Annotated in this window: 11 protein-coding genes; 2 read left to right on the top strand and 9 right to left on the bottom strand. The window is 68.3% G+C overall.

Translation table 11 applies throughout. The features are described from left to right. Positions 1–3: 3 nt before the first annotated feature. From EIK80_RS17565 to EIK80_RS17550, 4 genes are all read right to left on the bottom strand, one after another. Positions 4–630 carry a glutathione S-transferase family protein gene (locus tag EIK80_RS17565; RefSeq protein WP_125158318.1) on the bottom strand — a complete coding sequence of 209 codons (627 nt, stop codon included), beginning with the start codon at positions 628–630 and terminating at the stop codon, positions 4–6. A 126-nt stretch (positions 631–756) separates the two neighbouring features. Beyond that, the gene (locus EIK80_RS17560) at positions 757–2,100 is read right to left on the bottom strand and encodes a hypothetical protein (protein WP_125158317.1); all 1,344 of its coding nucleotides are present in this window, start codon (positions 2,098–2,100) and stop codon (positions 757–759) included. Positions 2,101–2,183: 83 nt separating this feature from the next. Then, complete coding sequence (locus EIK80_RS17555) at positions 2,184–5,249, bottom strand: TonB-dependent receptor domain-containing protein (RefSeq protein ID WP_125158316.1); 3,066 nt, start codon at positions 5,247–5,249, stop codon at positions 2,184–2,186. Positions 5,250–5,305: 56 nt separating this feature from the next. Further along, positions 5,306–6,649 carry a dicarboxylate/amino acid:cation symporter gene (locus EIK80_RS17550; RefSeq protein ID WP_199743530.1) on the bottom strand — a complete coding sequence of 448 codons (1,344 nt, stop codon included), beginning with the start codon at positions 6,647–6,649 and terminating at the stop codon, positions 5,306–5,308. A gap of 231 nt (positions 6,650–6,880) precedes the next feature. Here EIK80_RS17550 and EIK80_RS17545 point away from each other — a divergent pair, with 231 nt between their 5' ends. Together EIK80_RS17545 and EIK80_RS17540 are read left to right on the top strand one after the other, a co-directional pair. Then, entirely contained in the window at positions 6,881–8,713 is a 1,833-nt protein-coding gene (locus tag EIK80_RS17545) for an ATP-binding protein (RefSeq protein ID WP_125158315.1), read from the top strand. Further along, a complete protein-coding gene (locus EIK80_RS17540; protein ID WP_125158314.1) occupies positions 8,713–10,059 on the top strand; it encodes a sigma-54 dependent transcriptional regulator in 1,347 nt (448 codons plus the stop codon). Before EIK80_RS17545 ends, EIK80_RS17540 begins: the two co-directional genes overlap by 1 nt. A 1-nt stretch (position 10,060) precedes the next feature. On the opposite strand, the gene EIK80_RS17535 is transcribed toward EIK80_RS17540, so the two are convergent. The 5 genes from EIK80_RS17535 to nirB form a co-directional block, all read right to left on the bottom strand. Continuing rightward, positions 10,061–11,734 carry an alkaline phosphatase family protein gene (locus EIK80_RS17535; protein ID WP_199743541.1) on the bottom strand — a complete coding sequence of 558 codons (1,674 nt, stop codon included), beginning with the start codon at positions 11,732–11,734 and terminating at the stop codon, positions 10,061–10,063. A 121-nt stretch (positions 11,735–11,855) separates the two neighbouring features. Continuing rightward, on the bottom strand, positions 11,856–12,626 hold the full coding sequence (gene cobA, locus EIK80_RS17530) for a uroporphyrinogen-III C-methyltransferase (RefSeq protein WP_125158312.1): 771 nt from the start codon (positions 12,624–12,626) through the stop codon (positions 11,856–11,858). Beyond that, on the bottom strand, positions 12,616–15,294 hold the full coding sequence (locus tag EIK80_RS17525; protein WP_125158311.1) for a nitrate reductase: 2,679 nt from the start codon (positions 15,292–15,294) through the stop codon (positions 12,616–12,618). Before EIK80_RS17525 ends, cobA begins: the two co-directional genes overlap by 11 nt. 4 nt (positions 15,295–15,298) lie before the next feature. After that, positions 15,299–15,649 carry a nitrite reductase small subunit NirD gene (nirD, locus tag EIK80_RS17520; protein WP_125158310.1) on the bottom strand — a complete coding sequence of 117 codons (351 nt, stop codon included), beginning with the start codon at positions 15,647–15,649 and terminating at the stop codon, positions 15,299–15,301. Then, a complete protein-coding gene (gene nirB / locus EIK80_RS17515) occupies positions 15,646–18,111 on the bottom strand; it encodes a nitrite reductase large subunit NirB (RefSeq protein WP_125158309.1) in 2,466 nt (821 codons plus the stop codon). Before nirB ends, nirD begins: the two co-directional genes overlap by 4 nt. Between the last annotated feature and the right edge of the window lie 2 nt (positions 18,112–18,113).

The raw sequence follows: 18,113 nt of genomic DNA, 5'->3' as shown, positions 1-18,113 counted from the left end.
GCCTCAAGCCGCCTTGACGTTCTGCGCCGCCTTGGCGGCCAGAAACGCCGGCCGCGCGGAAAGTCGCTCCCAGTAGGCCGCGACTTCCGGGCTGAACTTGTGATCCAGTCCGACCGTATGGGCCAGCAGCAGGGCGTAGCCCACGCAGACGTCGGCCATGGTGAACCGTCCGGCGCACAGCCATTCGCGGTCGGCCAGGGCGCGGGTCACATGGCGCAGGCGCGACAGGAACCACTGGGCGTAGTCGTCGGCCGCCTGCTTCACCCAGCGCTCCTCGGGCTCCAGCTGGGTGTAGCGCAGCACGATCGTCTGCGGGAACGTCAGCGTCGCCTCGCCGCGATGCATCCAGTCCAGCCACAAGCCGTAGTCCGGCTCGTCCACGCCGACCGCCAGCGGCGTGGAGCCATGGCGTGTCGCGAGATACTGCGGGATCGCGGCCGACTCGGTCATTCGCGTCTCCCCATCGACCAACAGCGGGATCGTGCCCAGCGGATTTTGCGCCAGGTACTCGGGCGCCAGGAAGCGTGGCGGGAACGGCAACACGTGCAGGCGATAGGCCAGCCCCATCTCCTCCAGCGCCCAAAGGGCTCGGAACGATCGCGCGTCATGGCAGTGATAGAGTTCGATCACCGAAGTCCCCTCGCCTGGTCCCACAGCGGCCGCCCGAGGACGATGTGGGCAATCTCGTTCCGGCGATCGTACAACAGGAATTGAGATTGGCCGCCAGCCCCACGGCAAGCTCGCCAGCCACGCGCCCTATTTCAGACCCGGCTTGGCGCGCGGATAGCTGCGAGTCGACAGCGCCGGGACCTTGTAGTCGACCTGGAAGTGGCAGGCCTCGCCATAGGTCTTGGCGGCTTCGGCGCAGCCGACGGCAAGGGTCGCGGGGCTGGGCTTGGTTCCCAGCTCGATCCAGGCCGTCATAGCCCGCAGCAAGGCCGCGTATTCGGGCGTGGCCAGCTTGGAATGCTCGTGCTCGTCGGTGAACGACTGGACCAGCAGGTCGCTCTTGCCAGCCTTGGCGACGGTGTCATGGAACACCTGTTCCAGTTCGACGAAGGCGGTCGGATCGTCGATGGCGTGCATCGTCAGGGTCGGAACCAGCAGCTTGCCGGTCAGGTCGCTGTCGTCGGCCAGCTTGCGCACGCCCTCGGGATCGGCCTTGAAGCGGATCACGCCCTTGTTCAGCGCCTTGTCGTCGTCGGAACCCTTGTAGACCACGCCGATGTTGGTGAAGGGGTTCTTCCCGTCCAGCCGCTTGTTGACCATGTCGGCAAAGGTGAAGGTCGCCCAGGAGAGGTGGCTGCCCAGGGTGCGCTCGGGGATCCTGGTCACCGCCAGGATATTGGCGAGGTTGCGCCGCTGCTGCACCGTGCGCTGGCCCGCCGGCAGGTCGACGCCGGTGCAGGCGTTGACCCGCTCGTCGAGCTCCTTGTTGGTCAGCTTCGAGCCGACCGGCTGTCCCTGCCACAACGGATACTGGGCCTCGCCCTTTTCCGGATGGTTGCCGCAATAGTACTGGTAGACGGCCCGCAGATCGGCGCGGAAGTCATAGGCGCGCGTGCCGCCCGAGACCACGCCGCTGGTGAGGATGACGCCATCGTAGACGAGACTGCCGTCGGCGTCCTTGCCGTAGAGCTCGGCGGTCTTGGCCGCGACATTCCCGCCCCAGGACTGGCCGTGCAGAATGGTGCGCTTGGGCCGGCCGTAGTTTTCCCAGAACAATTTGCGCAGGTTGTCGCTGTCCTCGGCGGCCGAGCGGACGCCGTAGCCTTCGCGGCGATAGTTGGAGCCGGCCCAAGCATAACCCTCGGCGACGGTGACGGCGAAGCGCTGCAGATCCTCGATCGCGTCGTCGGGCTTGGGCTTCTTCAAGCGCGGCCCGCCATGGGTATGCAGGACAAGCGTCCCGTTCCAAGCCTTTGGAATAGCGATCCAATAGTAGGCGCCATTGATGTCCTGGCCGGCCATACATTTGGTCTCGGCCGGCAGGCCATCGGGACAGGTCTTTGCGACGGGCGCTTGGGCCCAGGCGGCCGTGGCGGACATCGCCAGACAGAAAGCCAGAGCGGCGCCCGAGAGCTTGGGGGACAGCTTCATCACCGGCGAAAACCTCGTCACGCAAATACGAAGGAAAGCCGGCCGCTCCTGGGAGAATGTTGGAGCGGCCGGTGCGCTGGGCCTCAGAATGACTTGCTGACGCTCATGTACCAGTAGCGGGCATAGGGGTTGTAGAGCGAGCCGATGTAGCCCGACGACGACAGCGGCGGATCCTTGTCGAACAGGTTGCGCGCCCCGACCCGGATGCGGGTGTCGTTGGCCCAGCCCTTCCGCTCGAAGCGGTACTGGCCATAGAGGTTGACCGTGGTCAGCGGTTCCACGCGCCAGGGCTCCCCGGTGGTCGACAGCAGGTCGGTGTCCAGCACCGCGCCGGTATAGATCACCGAGGCGCCGATCTGGACCGGACCGCCGCGCCAGGTGCCCGTGCCGCTCCACTTCCACTTCGGCTTGCCGTTGCGCTTCAGCAGGTCGCCCGGATCGGTCAGCGGCGTGGCCGGGTTGATCGTCCCGGCCGCGCGGGCGGCGAACAGATCGGCGATCGGCGGGGCCAGTTCCTGCGAGAACTTGTCCATGTAGGTGCCATCGACATTGGCGCTGAAGCGCCCCAGCTTGTCGGTGCGAAGCGTCCAGTTCAGGCCGAAGTCGATGCCGCTGACGGTCTGGGGCTGCAGGTTCTTGAACTGGTCGCGGATCTCAAGGATCTGGCCGACCGGGGTCAGGCCCGTGCCGTTGAAAAAGGCGACGTCGTCTACCGTTGGTGCGGCGCGGATGACATTGGCGTTGGTCGAACCCGTCAGGCGGAACAGGTAGTCCTGCACGGCGGCGTTGGTCGAGCCCAGTGTACCGACGATGCCCTGCTGCTTGATCTGCCAGCGATCGACGGTGACCGTGAAGCGGCCGAACTGCTCTGGAATGAAGGTCGGCTGCAGCACGACGCCCACCGAATAGCTCTCGCTCTCCTCGGCCTTGAGGTTCGGGTTGCCGGCGGTCGTGAAGCGGATGCCCACGCCGCGCGTACAGGCGCTGAAGGTCGAGATGCGGCCGGCCCGCAGATCGGCCTCGCAGCGGTAGTAGTCGGTGACGGTGTTGGTCCGCGAATAGGCGAACGGATTGGTCGTCTCCAGGTTCGGGGCGCGAAAGCCCTTCTGCCAGGAGCCGCGGAAACGGACGCCGTCGACCACATCCCAGGCGAAGGCCACCTTGGGCTTCGCGACCGAACCGAAGTCGCTGTAATTCTCGTAGCGGCCGGCCAGCTGGACATCGATACGGCGAACCAGCGGGATGTTCATCTCCGGCGAGACAAGCGGCAGGGCGAACTCGACGAAGGCCGAGCCGACGTCGCGCGAACCCTTGGTGCTGGGCGTGTCGTTGACGCCGGTGACGTTGCTGTTGCTGGTGTTGCCCGTCACCGGGTCGGTGAAGGGCGTACGACCGTCCAGCTGCGGGTCGCGGCGGTCCTGTTGGGTCTCGTGACGGAACTCGACGCCGGCGGCGACGCCGACATCGCCCGACCAGATGGTCAGCAGGTCCGGCTTGGACACCTTGAAGTCGGCCAGGGTCAGGGTGGTGGTCGAATGGCGCTTGAGGCGGAAGCGGATGGCGTCCAGCGCGGCCTTGGAGCTGGGCGTGCAGTCACGACCACCCGCGCCGTCCAGGCAGCCGCCGTTGAACGGGTTGTAGGCGTCGGGCGTGGACAGAGCCAGCTGGGCGGCCAGCTTCTTGCTGTCGATGCCGTCGCTCTCGTCCTTGGCGTCGGCCTTGGAATAGAGCAGCGCCGAGTCCCAGGACCAGCCCCACCGCTCGCCCTTCAGGCCGCCCAGGAAGCGGGTCTGGTAGTTCTCGACCTCGACCTTGCTCGGTCCCAGGTCGTTGAAGCGGTAGTTGGTGAAGGTCACCGGCAGGCCGGCGGCCGGCACGTTGGTCAGGTTCGGCAAGCGGTTGGGATTGACCGTACCGTCGGCGAAGGTCACCGGGCCAAACGGATTCCAGTAGTTGCTGCCCGGGACCCCGATCGCCACCAGGCTGGTGCCCTGGGTCGTCAGGCCCTCCGACGTGGCGTGATAGAGGCCGATCTCGCCATAGGCCGTCAGGGTGTCGCCGATGTCGTAGTGGCCGTTCAGGAAGACGTTCTGGCGCTCGATCTCCGGCGCGATGGTCGTCGCGTCGTTCTGCACCGCGTTGTAACGGTAGGCGTTGGCCGTGCTGCCGGTGGCCAGGTTGCCCGTGCCCAGGCACAGGCCGGCGCCCAACTGTGTGGCGCAGCCGGCGATGGTGTTGGGCTGCACGTGGGTCGCGCCGGCCGCCGAGGTCAAAGCCGTCGCTCCCTGGCGGATGACGCCGGGACCGCCGAACACCGTGAAGTTGGCGAACGAGTTCTGGTTGCCGCGATTGTCCGGCGCGGCGCTGGCGGCGTACTCCGGATAGCCGGCGAATAGAGAGCGCAGGTCCTGGGTCGCGGTATAGGGCCGGTCGCTGGGACGTTGGGCCGTGCGCCAGGTGAAGTTGCCGTTCAGCGAGATATTGCCCCGGCCTTCGGCGAAGTTGCGGCCGGCGAAGATGTTGCTGGTGTATTCCTTGCGGTGCGTGCCCTCGGCCCAGCCGTACTGGGCGTCGACGGTCAGACCGTCGAAGTCGGTCCGTAGCACCGTATTGACCACGCCGGCCACGGCGTCCGCGCCGTAGATCGCGGCGGCGCCGTCGCGCAGCACTTCCAGGCGATCCAGGTTCGAGGTCGGGATGGCGTTGGCGTTGTAGCCCAGCAGCGGCACGGTGCCCGACGACTGACTGGTCGGATGCGAGACCAGGCGGCGGCCGTTCAGCAGCACCAGGGTGTTGCCGACGCCCAGGCTGCGCAGGTTGATCGAGTTGACGTCTCCGCGCGTGGAGTTGCTGGTCTGCGGCGCGTTGCTGGGATTGATGAAGACATCGCCCATCTGCGGGATCGAGCGGAACAGGTCATCGCCCGACACCGCGCCGGTGGCGGCGATCTGGTTGTTGTCCAGCACCGTAACCGGCAGCGCCGCCGTGGTCTTGGCGCCCTTGATCTGGCTGCCCACCACGACGACTTCCTCGACCTTGGTGGCGTCGGTCGCCTCCTGGGCGGCGGCGGCCGTGGCGGCGAGCAGGCTGGCCAGGGCTACGCCTTGGACAAGGCGGCGGCGATGGCCACGGAGGTTTTGGTGCGTCACGTTTAGCTCCCCAAGTTTCTTGTTCTGAGCAGGCTCTGGAGTTGGATCCGCCGGCCCTAAGGGCGCGCGGCGTCCGGGACGGGACCGCTCGTGTCGGGCGGGTGTTTCTCGGGATTGAGGGCCGACCTGAGGGCCGCGACATCGAGGCCGCGCTCCCAGCGCGAGACGACGATCGCCGCCACCGCGTTGCCGGTGAAGTTGGTCAGGGCCCGGCACTCCGACATGAAGCGGTCGACGCCCAGGATCAGGGCCATGCCGGCCACCGGAACGGAGGGGACCACCGACAGGGTCGCGGCCAGGGTGATGAAGCCCGCGCCGGTCACGCCCGCCGCGCCCTTCGAGCTCAGCATGGCCACGCCCAGCAGCAGCGCCTGCTGCTCCCATGACAGGTGAACGCCGGTGGCCTGGGCGATGAACAGCGCCGCCAGGGTCATGTAGATGTTGGTGCCGTCCAGATTGAACGAATAGCCGAGCGGGACGACGAGGCCGACGACCGACTTCGGGCAACCAGCCTTCTCCAGCTTCTCGATCAGGCTGGGCAGCGCGGCTTCCGACGAACTGGTGCCCAGCACCAGCAGCAGTTCGGCCTTCAGGTAGCGGATCAGGCTGAAGATCGAGAAGCCGTTGGCGATACCCACCGCGCCCAGCACCACGATCACGAACAGCGCCGAGGTCAGGTAGAAGGTGCCGACCAGCATGGCCAGGTTGGCGACCGAGGCGATGCCGTACTTGCCGATCGTGAAGGCGAAGGCGCCGAAGGCTCCCAGCGGGGCGGCCTTCATGACGATGTGCACGAACTTGAAGAAGGCCTGGGCCACCAGCTCCAGGAAGTCGACCACGGGGCGAGCCGGCTCGCCGACCAGGGTCAGCGACAGGCCGAACAGGATCGAGATCAACAGCACCTGCAGGATCTCGCCCTCGGCGAAGGCGCCGACCACGGTGTCCGGGATGATGTGCAACAGGAAGCCGACGATGCTCTGGTCGTGCGCCTTGGCGGCGTATTCGGCGACCTTGTCGGTCTTCAAGGTGGCGGAATCGATGTTCATGCCCGCGCCCGGCTGGACGACATTGGCGACGATCAACCCGACGATCAGGGCCAGGGTCGAGAAGATCAGGAAATAGACCAGCGCCTTGATGGCCACGCGGCCGACCTTTTCCAGGTCCCGCATGCCGGCGATGCCGGTCACCACAGTCAGGAAGATCACCGGGGCGATGACCATCTTCACCAGCTTGATGAAGGCGTCGCCCAGAGGCTTCAGCGACTGGCCGATCTCCGGATAGTAGTGGCCGATGGCGCCGCCCAGGACGATGGCGAGCAGCACTTGGAAATAAAGGTGCTGGAAGAACGGCCGGGATCGTTCAGTGGCTCGCGCGGGCGCGGCCGGTTGGATCGTCTTCACTGTCGCCTCTTGGAGCCGCGTTTCCACCCGCGCCCCTTTGCCAGGGCGCCTGGATAGACGATCCTTTCAGGCGGAAGCCCGCGCAAGCGGCCTGAAGAAAAGCCATAAGACATTGCTTCAAAACAATATTCCTTATTCGAAGACGACGCTAACAGCGCCACCGACTGCGAAAATCCCTACAGCCAATCCGGCATTTGTGCGAGAATCCACACAAATCCTGGAAACGCGTTGATGACGACCATGCGGCCGCCGAATCTCGCCGACCCGATCGTTCGCCGCTGGGCCGCCTATTTCGCGGTGAGCGTGATCATCCTGGCGGCGGTCGTCGGCTTCGCGGGCGCGGTCGCCGAACGGCGCGCCGAGGCCGACCTGGCGCGTCAGGCCCAGACCTCCGCCACCCTGCACGCGGCCGTGCTGCGCAGCGAACTGGCCAAGCACCGCTCCCTGCCCTTCGTGCTGGCTCAGGACCCGGACGTGGCCGAGACCCTGCGCTCGGCCGATCCGCGCGGCATCGACGCCCTGAACCGCAAGCTGGAAACCCTGAGCGGCGGCACGCGCGCGGCGGTGATCTATGTGCTGAACGCCAAGGGCAGGACCATCGCCGCCAGCAACTGGCGAGAACCGACCAGCTTTGTCGGCTCCGACTATAGCTTCCGCCCCTACTTCAAGGAGGCCAGCGCCAAGGGCGTGGCCGAACTGTTCGCCCTCGGCACGGTCAGCCGCAGGCCGGGCCTGTTCATGTCCCGCCGCGTCGAGGGGCGCGAGGGCATGCTGGGCGTCGTGGTGGTGAAGGTCGAGTTCGAGGCGCTGGAGGCCGAATGGTCGGCCGCCGAGCCGGCCTTCGTCGCCGATCCGCGCGGCGTGATCCTGGTGACCTCTATCCCAGCCTGGCGGTTCTCGACACTTACCCGCCTGCCCCGCGCCGAGCAGGAACAACTGCGCACCGAGCACAGGTTCGGCGATGCCCCGTTCTCGGTGCTGAAGGCCTCGCCCGCGCCCTTGGCCGGCCGGCCGCCGGTCCTGACCACGGCGGCGGCGGACGGCGACACGCGCTTCATGGCCGCCAGCGCCGACCTGGGGGCCGCCGGCTGGACGGTCTTCACCTTCACGCCGGTGGGCGAAACCTTGCGGACCGCCGTCGCCGGGGCGCGAGCCATCGCCCTGCTGGTCGGTCTGGTCGTGTGCGGTATCGCCTTCGCCCTCCTGCGCTGGCGTGGTCAGGCCAGCCTCCGCGCCGCCCGCCAGGAGACCGCCCGGCTGGAACTGGAGGCCCGCGTCGCCGAGCGCACCACCGAACTGCGCGAGACCAACCAGCGTCTGGTCGTCGAGATCGAGGAACGCCGCCGCGCCGAGGCTCACGTCCACCTGATGCAGGACGAGCTGGTGCAGTCGAACAAGCTGGCCACCCTAGGCCAGATCGCCGCGGGCGTGGCCCACGAGATCAACCAACCGGTCGCCGCCATCCGCGCCTATGCCGACAACGCCGCCGCCTTCCTGGACCGGGCCGACGACAAGACCGCCAAGGCCAATCTCGGCCTTATCGCGGGCCTGACCGAGCGTATCGGCCTGATCACCGACGAACTGCGCGCCTTCGCCCGCAAGTCCAGCGCGCCCGCCGCGCCGGTGACCGTGCGCGACGCCATCGATGGCGCCCTACTGTTGGTCGGCCCACGCGTGCGTCAGCAGAACGTCCGGGTGATCCGCGACGAGGCGGACGAGGCCGCCCGGGTGATGGCCGAGCGTTTCCGGCTGGAACAGGTGCTGGTCAACCTGCTGCAGAACGCTCTGGAGGCGCTGGAGGGCGCGACCAATCCGGAGATCCGGGTTCAGGTCGCGGTCAAACGCGCGCAGGTGCGGATCGTGGTCGCCGACAATGGCCCCGGAGTCGCCCCCGAGGCCGCCAAGAGCCTGTTCACCCCCTTCGCGACCACCAAGCCGCGCGGCCTCGGCCTGGGCCTGGTGATCAGCCGCGACATCGTCGCCGAGTTCGGCGGCGAGCTTTCCCTGGAGCCCGCCCCCGGCGGCGCCCGCTTCGTGATGTCCCTCCCCAAGGCGCGTTCCTGATGCTTGTTCCCGTCAACCAAGTGGCCTTCATCGACGACGACGAGGTGCTGCGCGACGCCAATGTTCAGACCTTGCAACTCGCCGGGTTCGAAGTCATGGCCTTCGCCGCCGCCGAGGCGGCCCTGGCCGCCCTGCCGGCCGGCTTCCCGGGTGTGGTGGTCAGCGACATCCGCATGCCAGGCCTTGACGGCCGCCAGCTGTTCCGTCGCCTCAAGGCCCAGGACGAAGATCTGCCGGTCATCCTGATCACTGGCCACGCCGACGTCGCCGAGGCGGTCGAGGCCCTGCATGACGGGGTCTACGACTTCGTGGCCAAGCCCTACGCCCCCGATCGTCTGGTCAGCAGCATCCGCCGCGCGATGGAGAAGCGTCGGCTGGTGCTGGAGAACCGCACCCTGCGCACCCTGGCCGTCGAGGCCCAGGGCGATTGGCCCCTGATCGGCCAGACGGCGGTCATGGAGCGACTGCGCGCGACGCTAAGACAGCTGGCGAACGCCGATGTGGACGTGCTGCTGGAGGGCGAGACCGGGGTCGGCAAGGAGTTGGCCGCCCGCGCCCTGCACGCCTGGGGTCGCCGCCGCGACCGCGAATTCGTCGCCGTCGACTGCGCCGCCCTGCCCGCCGCGGCCCTGGATAGCGAGCTTTTCGGCCACGAACTGGGCGCCTTCAGCGGCGCCGTGCGTCAGCGCGCCGGCCGCATCCAGCAGGCTGATCGCGGCACCCTGTTCCTCGACGAGATCGAGACCCTCGCGCCGGAGGCGCAGGGCAAGTTCCTGCGCGTGCTGGAAGAACGAGAAGTCACGCCAATGGGCTCCAACCGCGCCCAGACCCTCGATCTGCGCGTCGTCGCCGCCGCCAAGTCGGACCTGTCGGACGCCGTCGCGGCCGGCGCCTTCCGCGAGGACCTGTTCCACCGCCTGGACGTCGTGCGTATCCGCATCCCACCGCTGCGCGAGCGACGCGAGGACGTGCCGCTGCTGTTCGCCCACTTCCTGGCCAGGGCCTGTGAACGGCTCCAGGGCGAGTCGCCGAAGATCGACGACGCGATCCGCTGGCGGCTCTGCAATCACGACTGGCCCGGCAACGTCCGCGAGCTCAGCCACTACGCCCAGCGCGTGGCGCTTGGCTTAGCGGACCAGGGCGGCGATTTGCCGGCCCAGCCCCCGCCGCCGCTACCGGCGCGGGTGGCGACCTACGAGGCGCATCTGATCGAGGAAGCCCTGACGGCCGGTGAAGGCGATGTCCGCAAGGCGCTGGAAATCCTGCGCATTCCACGCAAGACCTTCTACGACAAGATCGAGCGTCACGGCATCGACCTGGCCCGCCACCGTCGCCGGCAGCGCTAGCCTAGCAGCCTTGGCCGTAGACCAGCGGCCGGCAGACGCCGTCGATGTCGGCCGGCGCCTTGACGCCTGTGACAGCGGCGATGGTTGGGGCGATGTCGACCGTGTCCAGCGGCAGCACCCGCTCGTGCGGCGTCGCGCCCTTCCACCAGAACAGGATCGGCACGCGACGGTCGTAGTCCCACGGGCTGCCGTGGGTCGAGACGTAGGTCGCCCCCGCCGTGGCCGGCACGCGGTTGGGCTTGAAGGCGATCAGTATATCCCCGACCCGGCCCGGATAGACGCTGCGACGCACGCGCTCGGCCACCGACAGTTCTTCGATCGCGGCGTCGGCCGGAGCCGGCGCCAGGGTCAGGATGGCGTTGGAATCGAAGGCCTCGGCCACGGCCGGATCACGCTGGATCAAGGCCAGGGCCGCGGTCGTAATGCGGGCGCGGTCGGTGATCGAGGGCGCCTTGCGATCCGGTCCGACGACATAGATCTGGTCGATGCCGCCGTCGGCGATCAACGGATCCCACGACAGGTTTAGATCCTTGCGCAGCTGGGCGTTCAGCCCGGCGACCCACGGCTTGCCGATCACGCGCTCGATGTCGTAGCCCTCGTCATGCAGGCGTTCGGCGAAGTCGGCGCCGCCATGGTCAGCGGCCAGCACGACCAGAACCCCGCCCTTGACCTTGTCCAGGCTCTTGAGGAACGCGCCCAGGCGGTCGTCAAGGCGGGCGATCTGGTCGCACATCTCCGGACCGCGCGTGCCCCAGCGGTGGCCGATGAAGTCGGTGGCCGACAGGCTGACCGTCAGCACGTCGACCTGCGGCCCACCGCCCAGGGCGTAGGTCTCGCGCAGGGTCTGGGCCAGCTCCAGGGTCACCTGGTCCGTATAGGGGCTGGCGTAGAGATCGCGCTGCCGGCCAGCCTCGTCGGTCGCGAGCGGAATCGGCAGGGCCGCGCGCCACTTGCGGCCGCCAGTCTCGTAGTCGGCCTCCAGCGCCTGGCAGCGCTTGGCCGAACCGCCGACCAACTTCCTGTCGTAGTCCCAGACGTAAGGGTGTTTCTTGAGGTCCGCCGCCAGCCTGGCGTTGAAGGCGGCGACGGGCTTCAAGCGCTCTTCCGCCGTCTGGCCCTGGGCGACCCAGGTCGTGAAACCGAAGCCCGGCTGATACCAGAACTGCCCATCGGCCTGATGGCCCGACATGGTGATCGCCCCGCGATCCTTGCCAGACACGCCAAAGACCCGGCTTTTCGGCGACACGGCCTTCAGCCAGTCGCCATAGGTGGTGGCGACCAGATTGACCGGCGACACGGCCCGGCCCTTGGGATTGTCGGCCGGCGTCGCGTTGGGATCGGCCAGGCAGTAGACCGTCTTGCCGGTGGAGAGGTCGTACCAGTCGTTGGCGCTGATGCCGGTCTTGTTCGGATGTTTGCCCGTCAACAGGGTCGAGTGACCCGGGCAGGTCTCGGTGAAGGCGTGCGACTGGTAGCCGTTCGGATAGACCACGCCGCTGCTCAGCGTCTTGAGCCCACCTGTGAACTCCGGCCGGTGCTGGGCGTAGAGGTTGGCGCTGAACTGATCGATCGAGATGACCACGACCAACCTTGGATCCGGCTTGGCGGAAAGGGTGGACGCCTGGGCGGCAAAGCCCATCGACACGGCGGCGGCGGCGAGGCCGCAGGTAAGCATCTTCTTCATTCGCAGCGATTTCGCGCGAACCTATCGTCCTTGCAAGGCCGGAAACGGAGCCCGTGCGATACGGGCCACTTTTGTCAGCTGTCAGATGATATTTCGAACATCGCGGCGACTTTCAGCCGAAGGCCCTGCGCTCGACCTGTGACATCGAATTGGCGGTTGCGAAGGCGGCGACCTCGCCGACGACGATCAGCAGCGGCCCGTCGCCGGCCTCGGCGATGCGTTCCGCCAGCGTCGCCAAGGTGGCCGGATAGAGCCGGGCTTCGGCGCCGCCGGCCTTCTCGATGGCGACGGCAGGCGTGTCGGCGGGCCGGCCGGCTTCGATCATCCCTCGGGCGAGGTCGCCCGCCACCGCGCCGCCCATATAGACCGCCAGCGTCGCCTCGGGATCGGCGGCGGCGCTCCAGTCGCCCGACAACTTGCCGGCCTCCAGCCGCGCGGTGGTGAAGACCACCCGGCGCGCCTCGCCGCGGTGGGTCAGCGGAAAGCCGAACTGGGCGGCGGCGGCGCAGGCGGCGGTGACGCCGGGCACGACCTCGGTCTCGACCCCGAAGCCTTTAAGGAACGCAGCCTCCTCTCCGACCCGACCGAAAATGGAGGGATCACCGCCCTTTAACCGGACAACCTTCAGGCCCTTGCGCGCCAGTCGCAGCATCAGGCGGTTGATCTCGTCCTGCTTCATGCTGGGCTTGCCCGCGCGCTTGCCGGTCTGGATGCGCACGCAGCCGGCGGGCGCCAGGGCGATGGCTTCCTCCGAGCACAGGGCGTCGTAGAGCAGCGCTTGGGCGCTCTCGACGGCGCGGACGGCGCGGACGGTCATCAGATCCACTGGCCCCGGACCGGCGCCGACCAGCAGCACCTTGCCGAGCTTGATCTCAACCGACATGGACGGGCTCCTTAGGAGTAACGGCGAAGGTTTTGATCATGCGGGCTATTTCAGGACGGCAGGATCCGCAGTTGGTCCCCGCGCCCGTGACCGCGCCAACGGCGTCCGGGCTGTCCGCCCCGGCGGCGATAGCCGCGTCGACCGCCTTGGCGCCGACCTTCAGGCAGGCGCACACGATCGGCCCGCTGTCGACCGACGCGCCGGGCCGGCGGCCGAACAGCAGGGCCGAGCGCGCCTCGGGCGAGAGGGTCTCCTCGGCGAACAACTCGGCCAGCCAGTCGCGCGGCGGCAGGCGGCCGGTGGTGGTCATGTAGAGGACGGCGACCAGGCGCCCGTTCTCGACCCACGCCATGCGGCGCGCGCCGGTGGCGGGGTCCTCATAGGTGACGAGTTCGCCGGCCAGGCCCTTGGTCAGGGCCTTGCGGAGGGCGTCGCGCTCGACAGCGTCGCCCCGGCCGGCGAACTCGTGCTGCTGGCAGGCGTCCTGGGGGATACGCCGCCAGACAAGATCCGCCCCGACCAGGGACGTCAGGACGGATCGGCTCAGAAAGAATCCCTTCCAGGTTTCGCGATAGGGGCGGACACGGGCGGGGGTGTGCTTGAACTCCGGCTGGCCGGAGGTGGGGTCGACGTTGGGCGCGACCAGGGCGTTGGCCCGACCCGACGGCGCGAAGGCGTCCGTCCAGTGCATGGGCATGAACAGGCTGCCGCGCCGCTGGCGGTCGCTGACCTTGGCCACGGCGACAGCCTCGGCTCGCGCGGTCGTCACCCGCGCCAGGGCGCCGTCCTTCACGCCCAGAGCCAAGGCGTCGTCCGGATGGATCTCGACATAGGGCTCGGGCGCGTGACGGCAGAGGTCCGGCGCTAGGCCGGTGCGGGTCATGGTGTGCCACTGGTCGCGAATACGGCCGGTGTTCAGTGACATCGGGAAGGCGTCGCCGACAGCCTCGGCCGGTCCCTTCGGCTCGACCGGAACCATCCTGGCCCGGCCGTCGGGGGTCTGGAAGCGGCCGTCGACGAACAGCCGCTGCGCGCCCTTGCCATCCCTCACGGGCCACTGGATCGGTAAAAGTTCATTGTAAGCCTCTGGCGTCAAAGCCGAAAGGCCGGATAAGTTCAGAAGTCGACCGTCGTTCTCGTAGGCCGTCAAACGGGCCCATTCACGAAAAACACCGGCGTTGCTGGCCCAGCCGAAGCCGTCGAAGCCCATGGCCGTGGCGACGTCGGCCACGATCTTCCAGTCGGCGCGCGCCTGGCCTGGCGCCGGGAACAGGGCCCGCTGGCGCGAGATCCGACGCTCGGAATTGGTGACCGTTCCGTCCTTCTCGCCCCAGGCCAGGGCCGGCAGCTTGACGTCGGCGAAGGCGGTGGTGTCGGTATCGACGCAGTCGGAGACCACCACGAACGGACACGCGGCCAGGGCCTCGCGGATCGCGCCGCTATCGGGCAGGCTGACGGCGGGATTGGTGGCCATCACCCAGATGGCTTGGATCCGCCCGTCGCGGACCGCCTCGAACATCTCGACAGCCTTCAGGCCCGGCGCGCGCGCCGTGTCGGGCGCGCCCCAGAAACGGGCTACCCGGTCACGGTCTTCCGGCGCGAAGTCCATGTGACCGGCCAGGGTGTTGGCCATGCCGCCCGTCTCGCGCCCGCCCATGGCGTTGGGCTGGCCGGTGATCGAGAACGGGCACGCGCCGGGCTTGCCGATCCGACCCGTCGCCAGGTGGGCGTTGATGATCGAGAGGCCCTTGGCCACGCCCTGAGCCGACTGGTTCGCCCCCATCGAGAACAGGCTAACCGTCCGCGGGTTGGCGGCGAACAGATCGTAGAAGGTCAGCAGATCGACCTCGGCCACGCCGCAGTCCGCTGCGACGGCGCTTGAAGACTGGTCGCCTTCGGCAAGCTTGGCCATGACTTGCTCGAAATTGTTCACATGTCGGGTGATGTAGCCGCGATCGATCGCGCCGCGCCGGATCAGGTCGGCCAGCAGGCCGTTCCACAGGCGGACGTCGCTCTGAGGGGCGATCGCCAGGTGCAGGTCCGCGCCCTCGCCGGTGTCGGTGCGGCGCGGGTCGATGACGACGTGCTTCTGGCCGCGCGCCCTCGCCTGCTCCATGCGGCGGAACAGCACCGGGTGGGTCCAGGCGGCGTTGTGGCCGCTGAACACAACGAGGTCCGCGAGATCGAGATCCTCGTAGCAGCCGGGCACGAGGTCGGCTCCGAACGCCTGCTTGTGGGCGGCGACGGCCGAGCCCATGCAGAGGCGGCTGTTGGTGTCGATATTGCCCGAGCCGATGAAGCCCTTCATCAGCTTGTTGGCGACGTAGTAGTCCTCGGTCAGCAGCTGCCCCGAGACGTAGAAGGCCACGCTGTCGCGACCGTGGCGGGCGATGGTGTCCCTGAACCTTTTCGCGACCAGGGCGGTAGCCTCGTTCCAGGTCGCGGCCTTGCCGTTGATCGTCGGCTCCAGCAGACGCCCTTCCAATCCGACCGTTGCGCCGAGGGCAGAACCCTTGGAGCACAGCCGGCCGAGGTTGGCCGGATGGAGGACGTCGCCGGCGATCGACACCGAACGCCCCTGCCCGACCGCACCCGTCACCCCGCAGCCGACGCCGCAGTAGGCGCAGGTGGTCTTGACGGTCTTCAGCGACGTGGAGCCATCGGCCATGCGCTCAGTCCGCCATGACGGGCTGGGCCAGCAGGACCCGACCGTCCCGAACCAGAACCGGCACGACCGGCGCGCAGCCCTTGCCGGCGTCGGCGCCCGTGGGCTGACCGGTCGCCAGGTCGATGACCCAGCTGTGCAGGGGGCAGGTCACCCCGTGGCCGTGGACGATGCCCTGGCTCAAGGGACCGCGCTTGTGCGGGCAGCGGTCGACCAGGGCGAAGACCTGGCCGTCGCCAGTGCGGAACACGGCGACGTCGCCCTGGGCGGTGGCCACCCGACGCGCGCCGCGCTCGGGGATGTCCGTCACAGCGCCGACGTCTCGCCAGTGCGGATCGATATGGGCTTGCAGGGTCATTTGGCCGCCATCTCCAAGGGAAGGGTCGCCATGGGCGCGAACTCACCCGCCGCCACGCCGCCAGTGGCGCGCTCGGCCCACGGGTCAATCTGGGCGGTTTCCTGCGAGACCACGAAGCGGGCGTAGAGCGTGGCGCGGCTGTCGAGGTCGTCGACGGTGGCCGCGCGGATCGTGTCGAGGCCCACGCGAGCCATCCACTTGTAGATCCGCTCCAGGTACCAGCCGCCCTCGCGGTACATCTGCATGACGGCGGCGATCACCGCGATCGCCTCGTTTTCGGTCGGAACCTTGGTCAGCAGCTGCGTGCCCTGGATATGCAGGCCGGCGGCGCCGCCGACGTGGATCTCGTAGCCGCTGTCGACGCAGATCACGCCGATGTCCTTGCAGGTCGATTCCGCGCAGTTGCGCGGGCAGCCCGACACGGCCAGCTTGACCTTGGCCGGCGCCCACGAACCCCACATGAACTTCTCGAGCTTGATCCCGAGGCCCGTGGAGTCCTGCGTCCCGAAGCGGCACCAGTCGCTGCCGACGCAGGTCTTCACCGTGCGCAGCCCCTTGGCGTAGGCGTGGCCGCTGACCATGCCGGCGGCGTTGAGGTCGGCCCACACCGCCGGGAGGTCGTCCTTCCTGACGCCCAAGAGGTCGATGCGTTGGCCGCCCGTCACCTTGACCGCCGGAATGGCGTACTTGTCGGCGACGTCGGCGATAGCCCGCAGCTCGGCGGGGCTGGTCATGCCGCCCCACATGCGCGGCACGACCGAATAGGTCCCGTCCTTCTGGATGTTGGCGTGGACGCGCTCGTTGATGAAGCGCGACTGGCTGTCATCCACGTACTCGCCCGGCCAGGCGCACAGCAGGTAGTAGTTCAGGGCCGGGCGGCATGAGGCGCAGCCGTCGGGCGTGGTCCACTCCATGGCCTGGAAGACGGCGGGCATGGACTTCAGCTCGAACTCGACGATCGCCTTGCGCACGTCGCCATGCGGATGATGCGTGCACTTACACATCGGCTTAGGGCCGGCCTGGGCCTTGAAGCCGTCGCCGAGGGTCAGGCGGATGACCTGCTCGACCAGCGGCGTGCAGGACCCGCACGAAGCCGAGGCCTTGGTCACCGCCCGGACGTCGTCCAGCGTGGTCAGGCCCTGGGTCGTGATGGCGCCCGTGATCGCACCCTTGCAGACGCCGTTGCAGCCGCAGATCTCCTGCGTGTCGAGCATGGCCGCAACGGCCGCGCTAGGGTCCAGGCCCGAGAGGCCCTCCGTGATCGCTTGCCCGAAGATCAGGGTCTCGCGGATCTCGGCGACGTCGGTCCCGGCCCGCATCAGGTCGAAGTACCAGCCGCCGTCGGCCGCGTCGCCGAACAGCACCGCGCCGGCGACCTTGCCTCCCTCGATGACCACCCGCTTGTAGACGCCGCGCGCGGCGTCGCGGAACACGATGTCTTCGCAGCCCTCGCCGCCGGCGAACTTGCCGGCCGAGAAGACGTCGACGCCCGAGACCTTCAGGCGTGTCGAGAGGACAGAGCCGGCATAGGCGCCTTCGCCATCCGTCAATGCCTCGGCCAGGACCCGACACATGTCCCAGATGGGCGCGACTAGGCCGTAGCAATTGCCGCGGTGCTCGACGCACTCGCCCACGGCGAACACCGCCGGATCGGACGCGCGCATGGCGTCGTCGACGATCACGCCGCGATTGACCTGCAAACCGGCGGCCTTGGCGAGGGCGGCGTTCGGGCGGATGCCGACGGCCATGACCAGCAGGTCGCACGGCAGGACGCGACCATCCTTCAGCTTGAGACCGGCGACCTTGCCGTCGCGGCCGACGATCTCCTCGGAATGCGCGCCCAGCACCGTCTCGACGCCGCGTTCGGCCAAGGCCTCGCGCAGCAGGTAGCCGGCGCTCTCGTCCAGCTGGCGCTCCATCAAGACGTCCATCAGGTGGACGACCGTGGCGGCCATGCCGCGGCGAGCCAGGCCATAGGCCGCTTCGAGGCCCAGCAGGCCGCCGCCGATGACCACGGCGCGGGCGTTCGGCTTGCCGGAAGCCTCGACCATGGCCTCGACGTCGTCGAGGTCGCGGAAGGTGACCACACCCTGGAGGTCAGAGCCCGGCAGCGGAAGGCGGAACGGGTCCGAGCCGGTGGCCAGGATCAGCTTGTCGTAGCCGACCTCAAGCCCGCCCTCGGCGATCACCTTGCGGCCTTCGATGTCCACCGCCTTGATGGCGCGGCCGGCGTGCAGGGTGATGGCGTTGTCGCGGTACCAGGCCTCGTCATTGATGACGATATCGTCGAAGGTCTTTTCACCCGCCAGCACTGGCGACAGCATGATGCGGTTGTAGTTCACCCGCGGCTCGGCGCCGAAGATGGTGACGTCGTAGCGGGCGGGGTCGCGCTTCAGCACTTCCTCGACCGCCCGGCAGCCGGCCATGCCGTTGCCGATGACGACCAGACGTTCTTTCGTCATGG

Source organism: Caulobacter sp. 602-1, assembly GCF_003931565.1.
GTDB lineage: Bacteria > Pseudomonadota > Alphaproteobacteria > Caulobacterales > Caulobacteraceae > Caulobacter.
This window is presented reverse-complemented; position numbering and strand designations above follow the sequence as displayed.

Excerpts from the sequence above, each read along its gene's own strand:
- EIK80_RS17535 (WP_199743541.1), bottom strand. The coding sequence starts at position 11,734 with ATGCTTACCTGCGGCCTCGCCGCCGCCGCCGTGTCGATGGGCTTTGCC.
- EIK80_RS17540 (WP_125158314.1), top strand. The coding sequence starts at position 8,713 with ATGCTTGTTCCCGTCAACCAAGTGGCCTTCATCGACGACGACGAGGTG.
- EIK80_RS17525 (WP_125158311.1), bottom strand. The coding sequence starts at position 15,294 with ATGGCCGATGGCTCCACGTCGCTGAAGACCGTCAAGACCACCTGCGCC.
- EIK80_RS17560 (WP_125158317.1), bottom strand. The coding sequence starts at position 2,100 with ATGAAGCTGTCCCCCAAGCTCTCGGGCGCCGCTCTGGCTTTCTGTCTG.
- cobA (WP_125158312.1), bottom strand. The coding sequence starts at position 12,626 with ATGTCGGTTGAGATCAAGCTCGGCAAGGTGCTGCTGGTCGGCGCCGGT.
- nirB (WP_125158309.1), bottom strand. The coding sequence starts at position 18,111 with ATGACGAAAGAACGTCTGGTCGTCATCGGCAACGGCATGGCCGGCTGC.
- EIK80_RS17545 (WP_125158315.1), top strand. The coding sequence starts at position 6,881 with ATGACGACCATGCGGCCGCCGAATCTCGCCGACCCGATCGTTCGCCGC.
- nirD (WP_125158310.1), bottom strand. The coding sequence starts at position 15,649 with ATGACCCTGCAAGCCCATATCGATCCGCACTGGCGAGACGTCGGCGCT.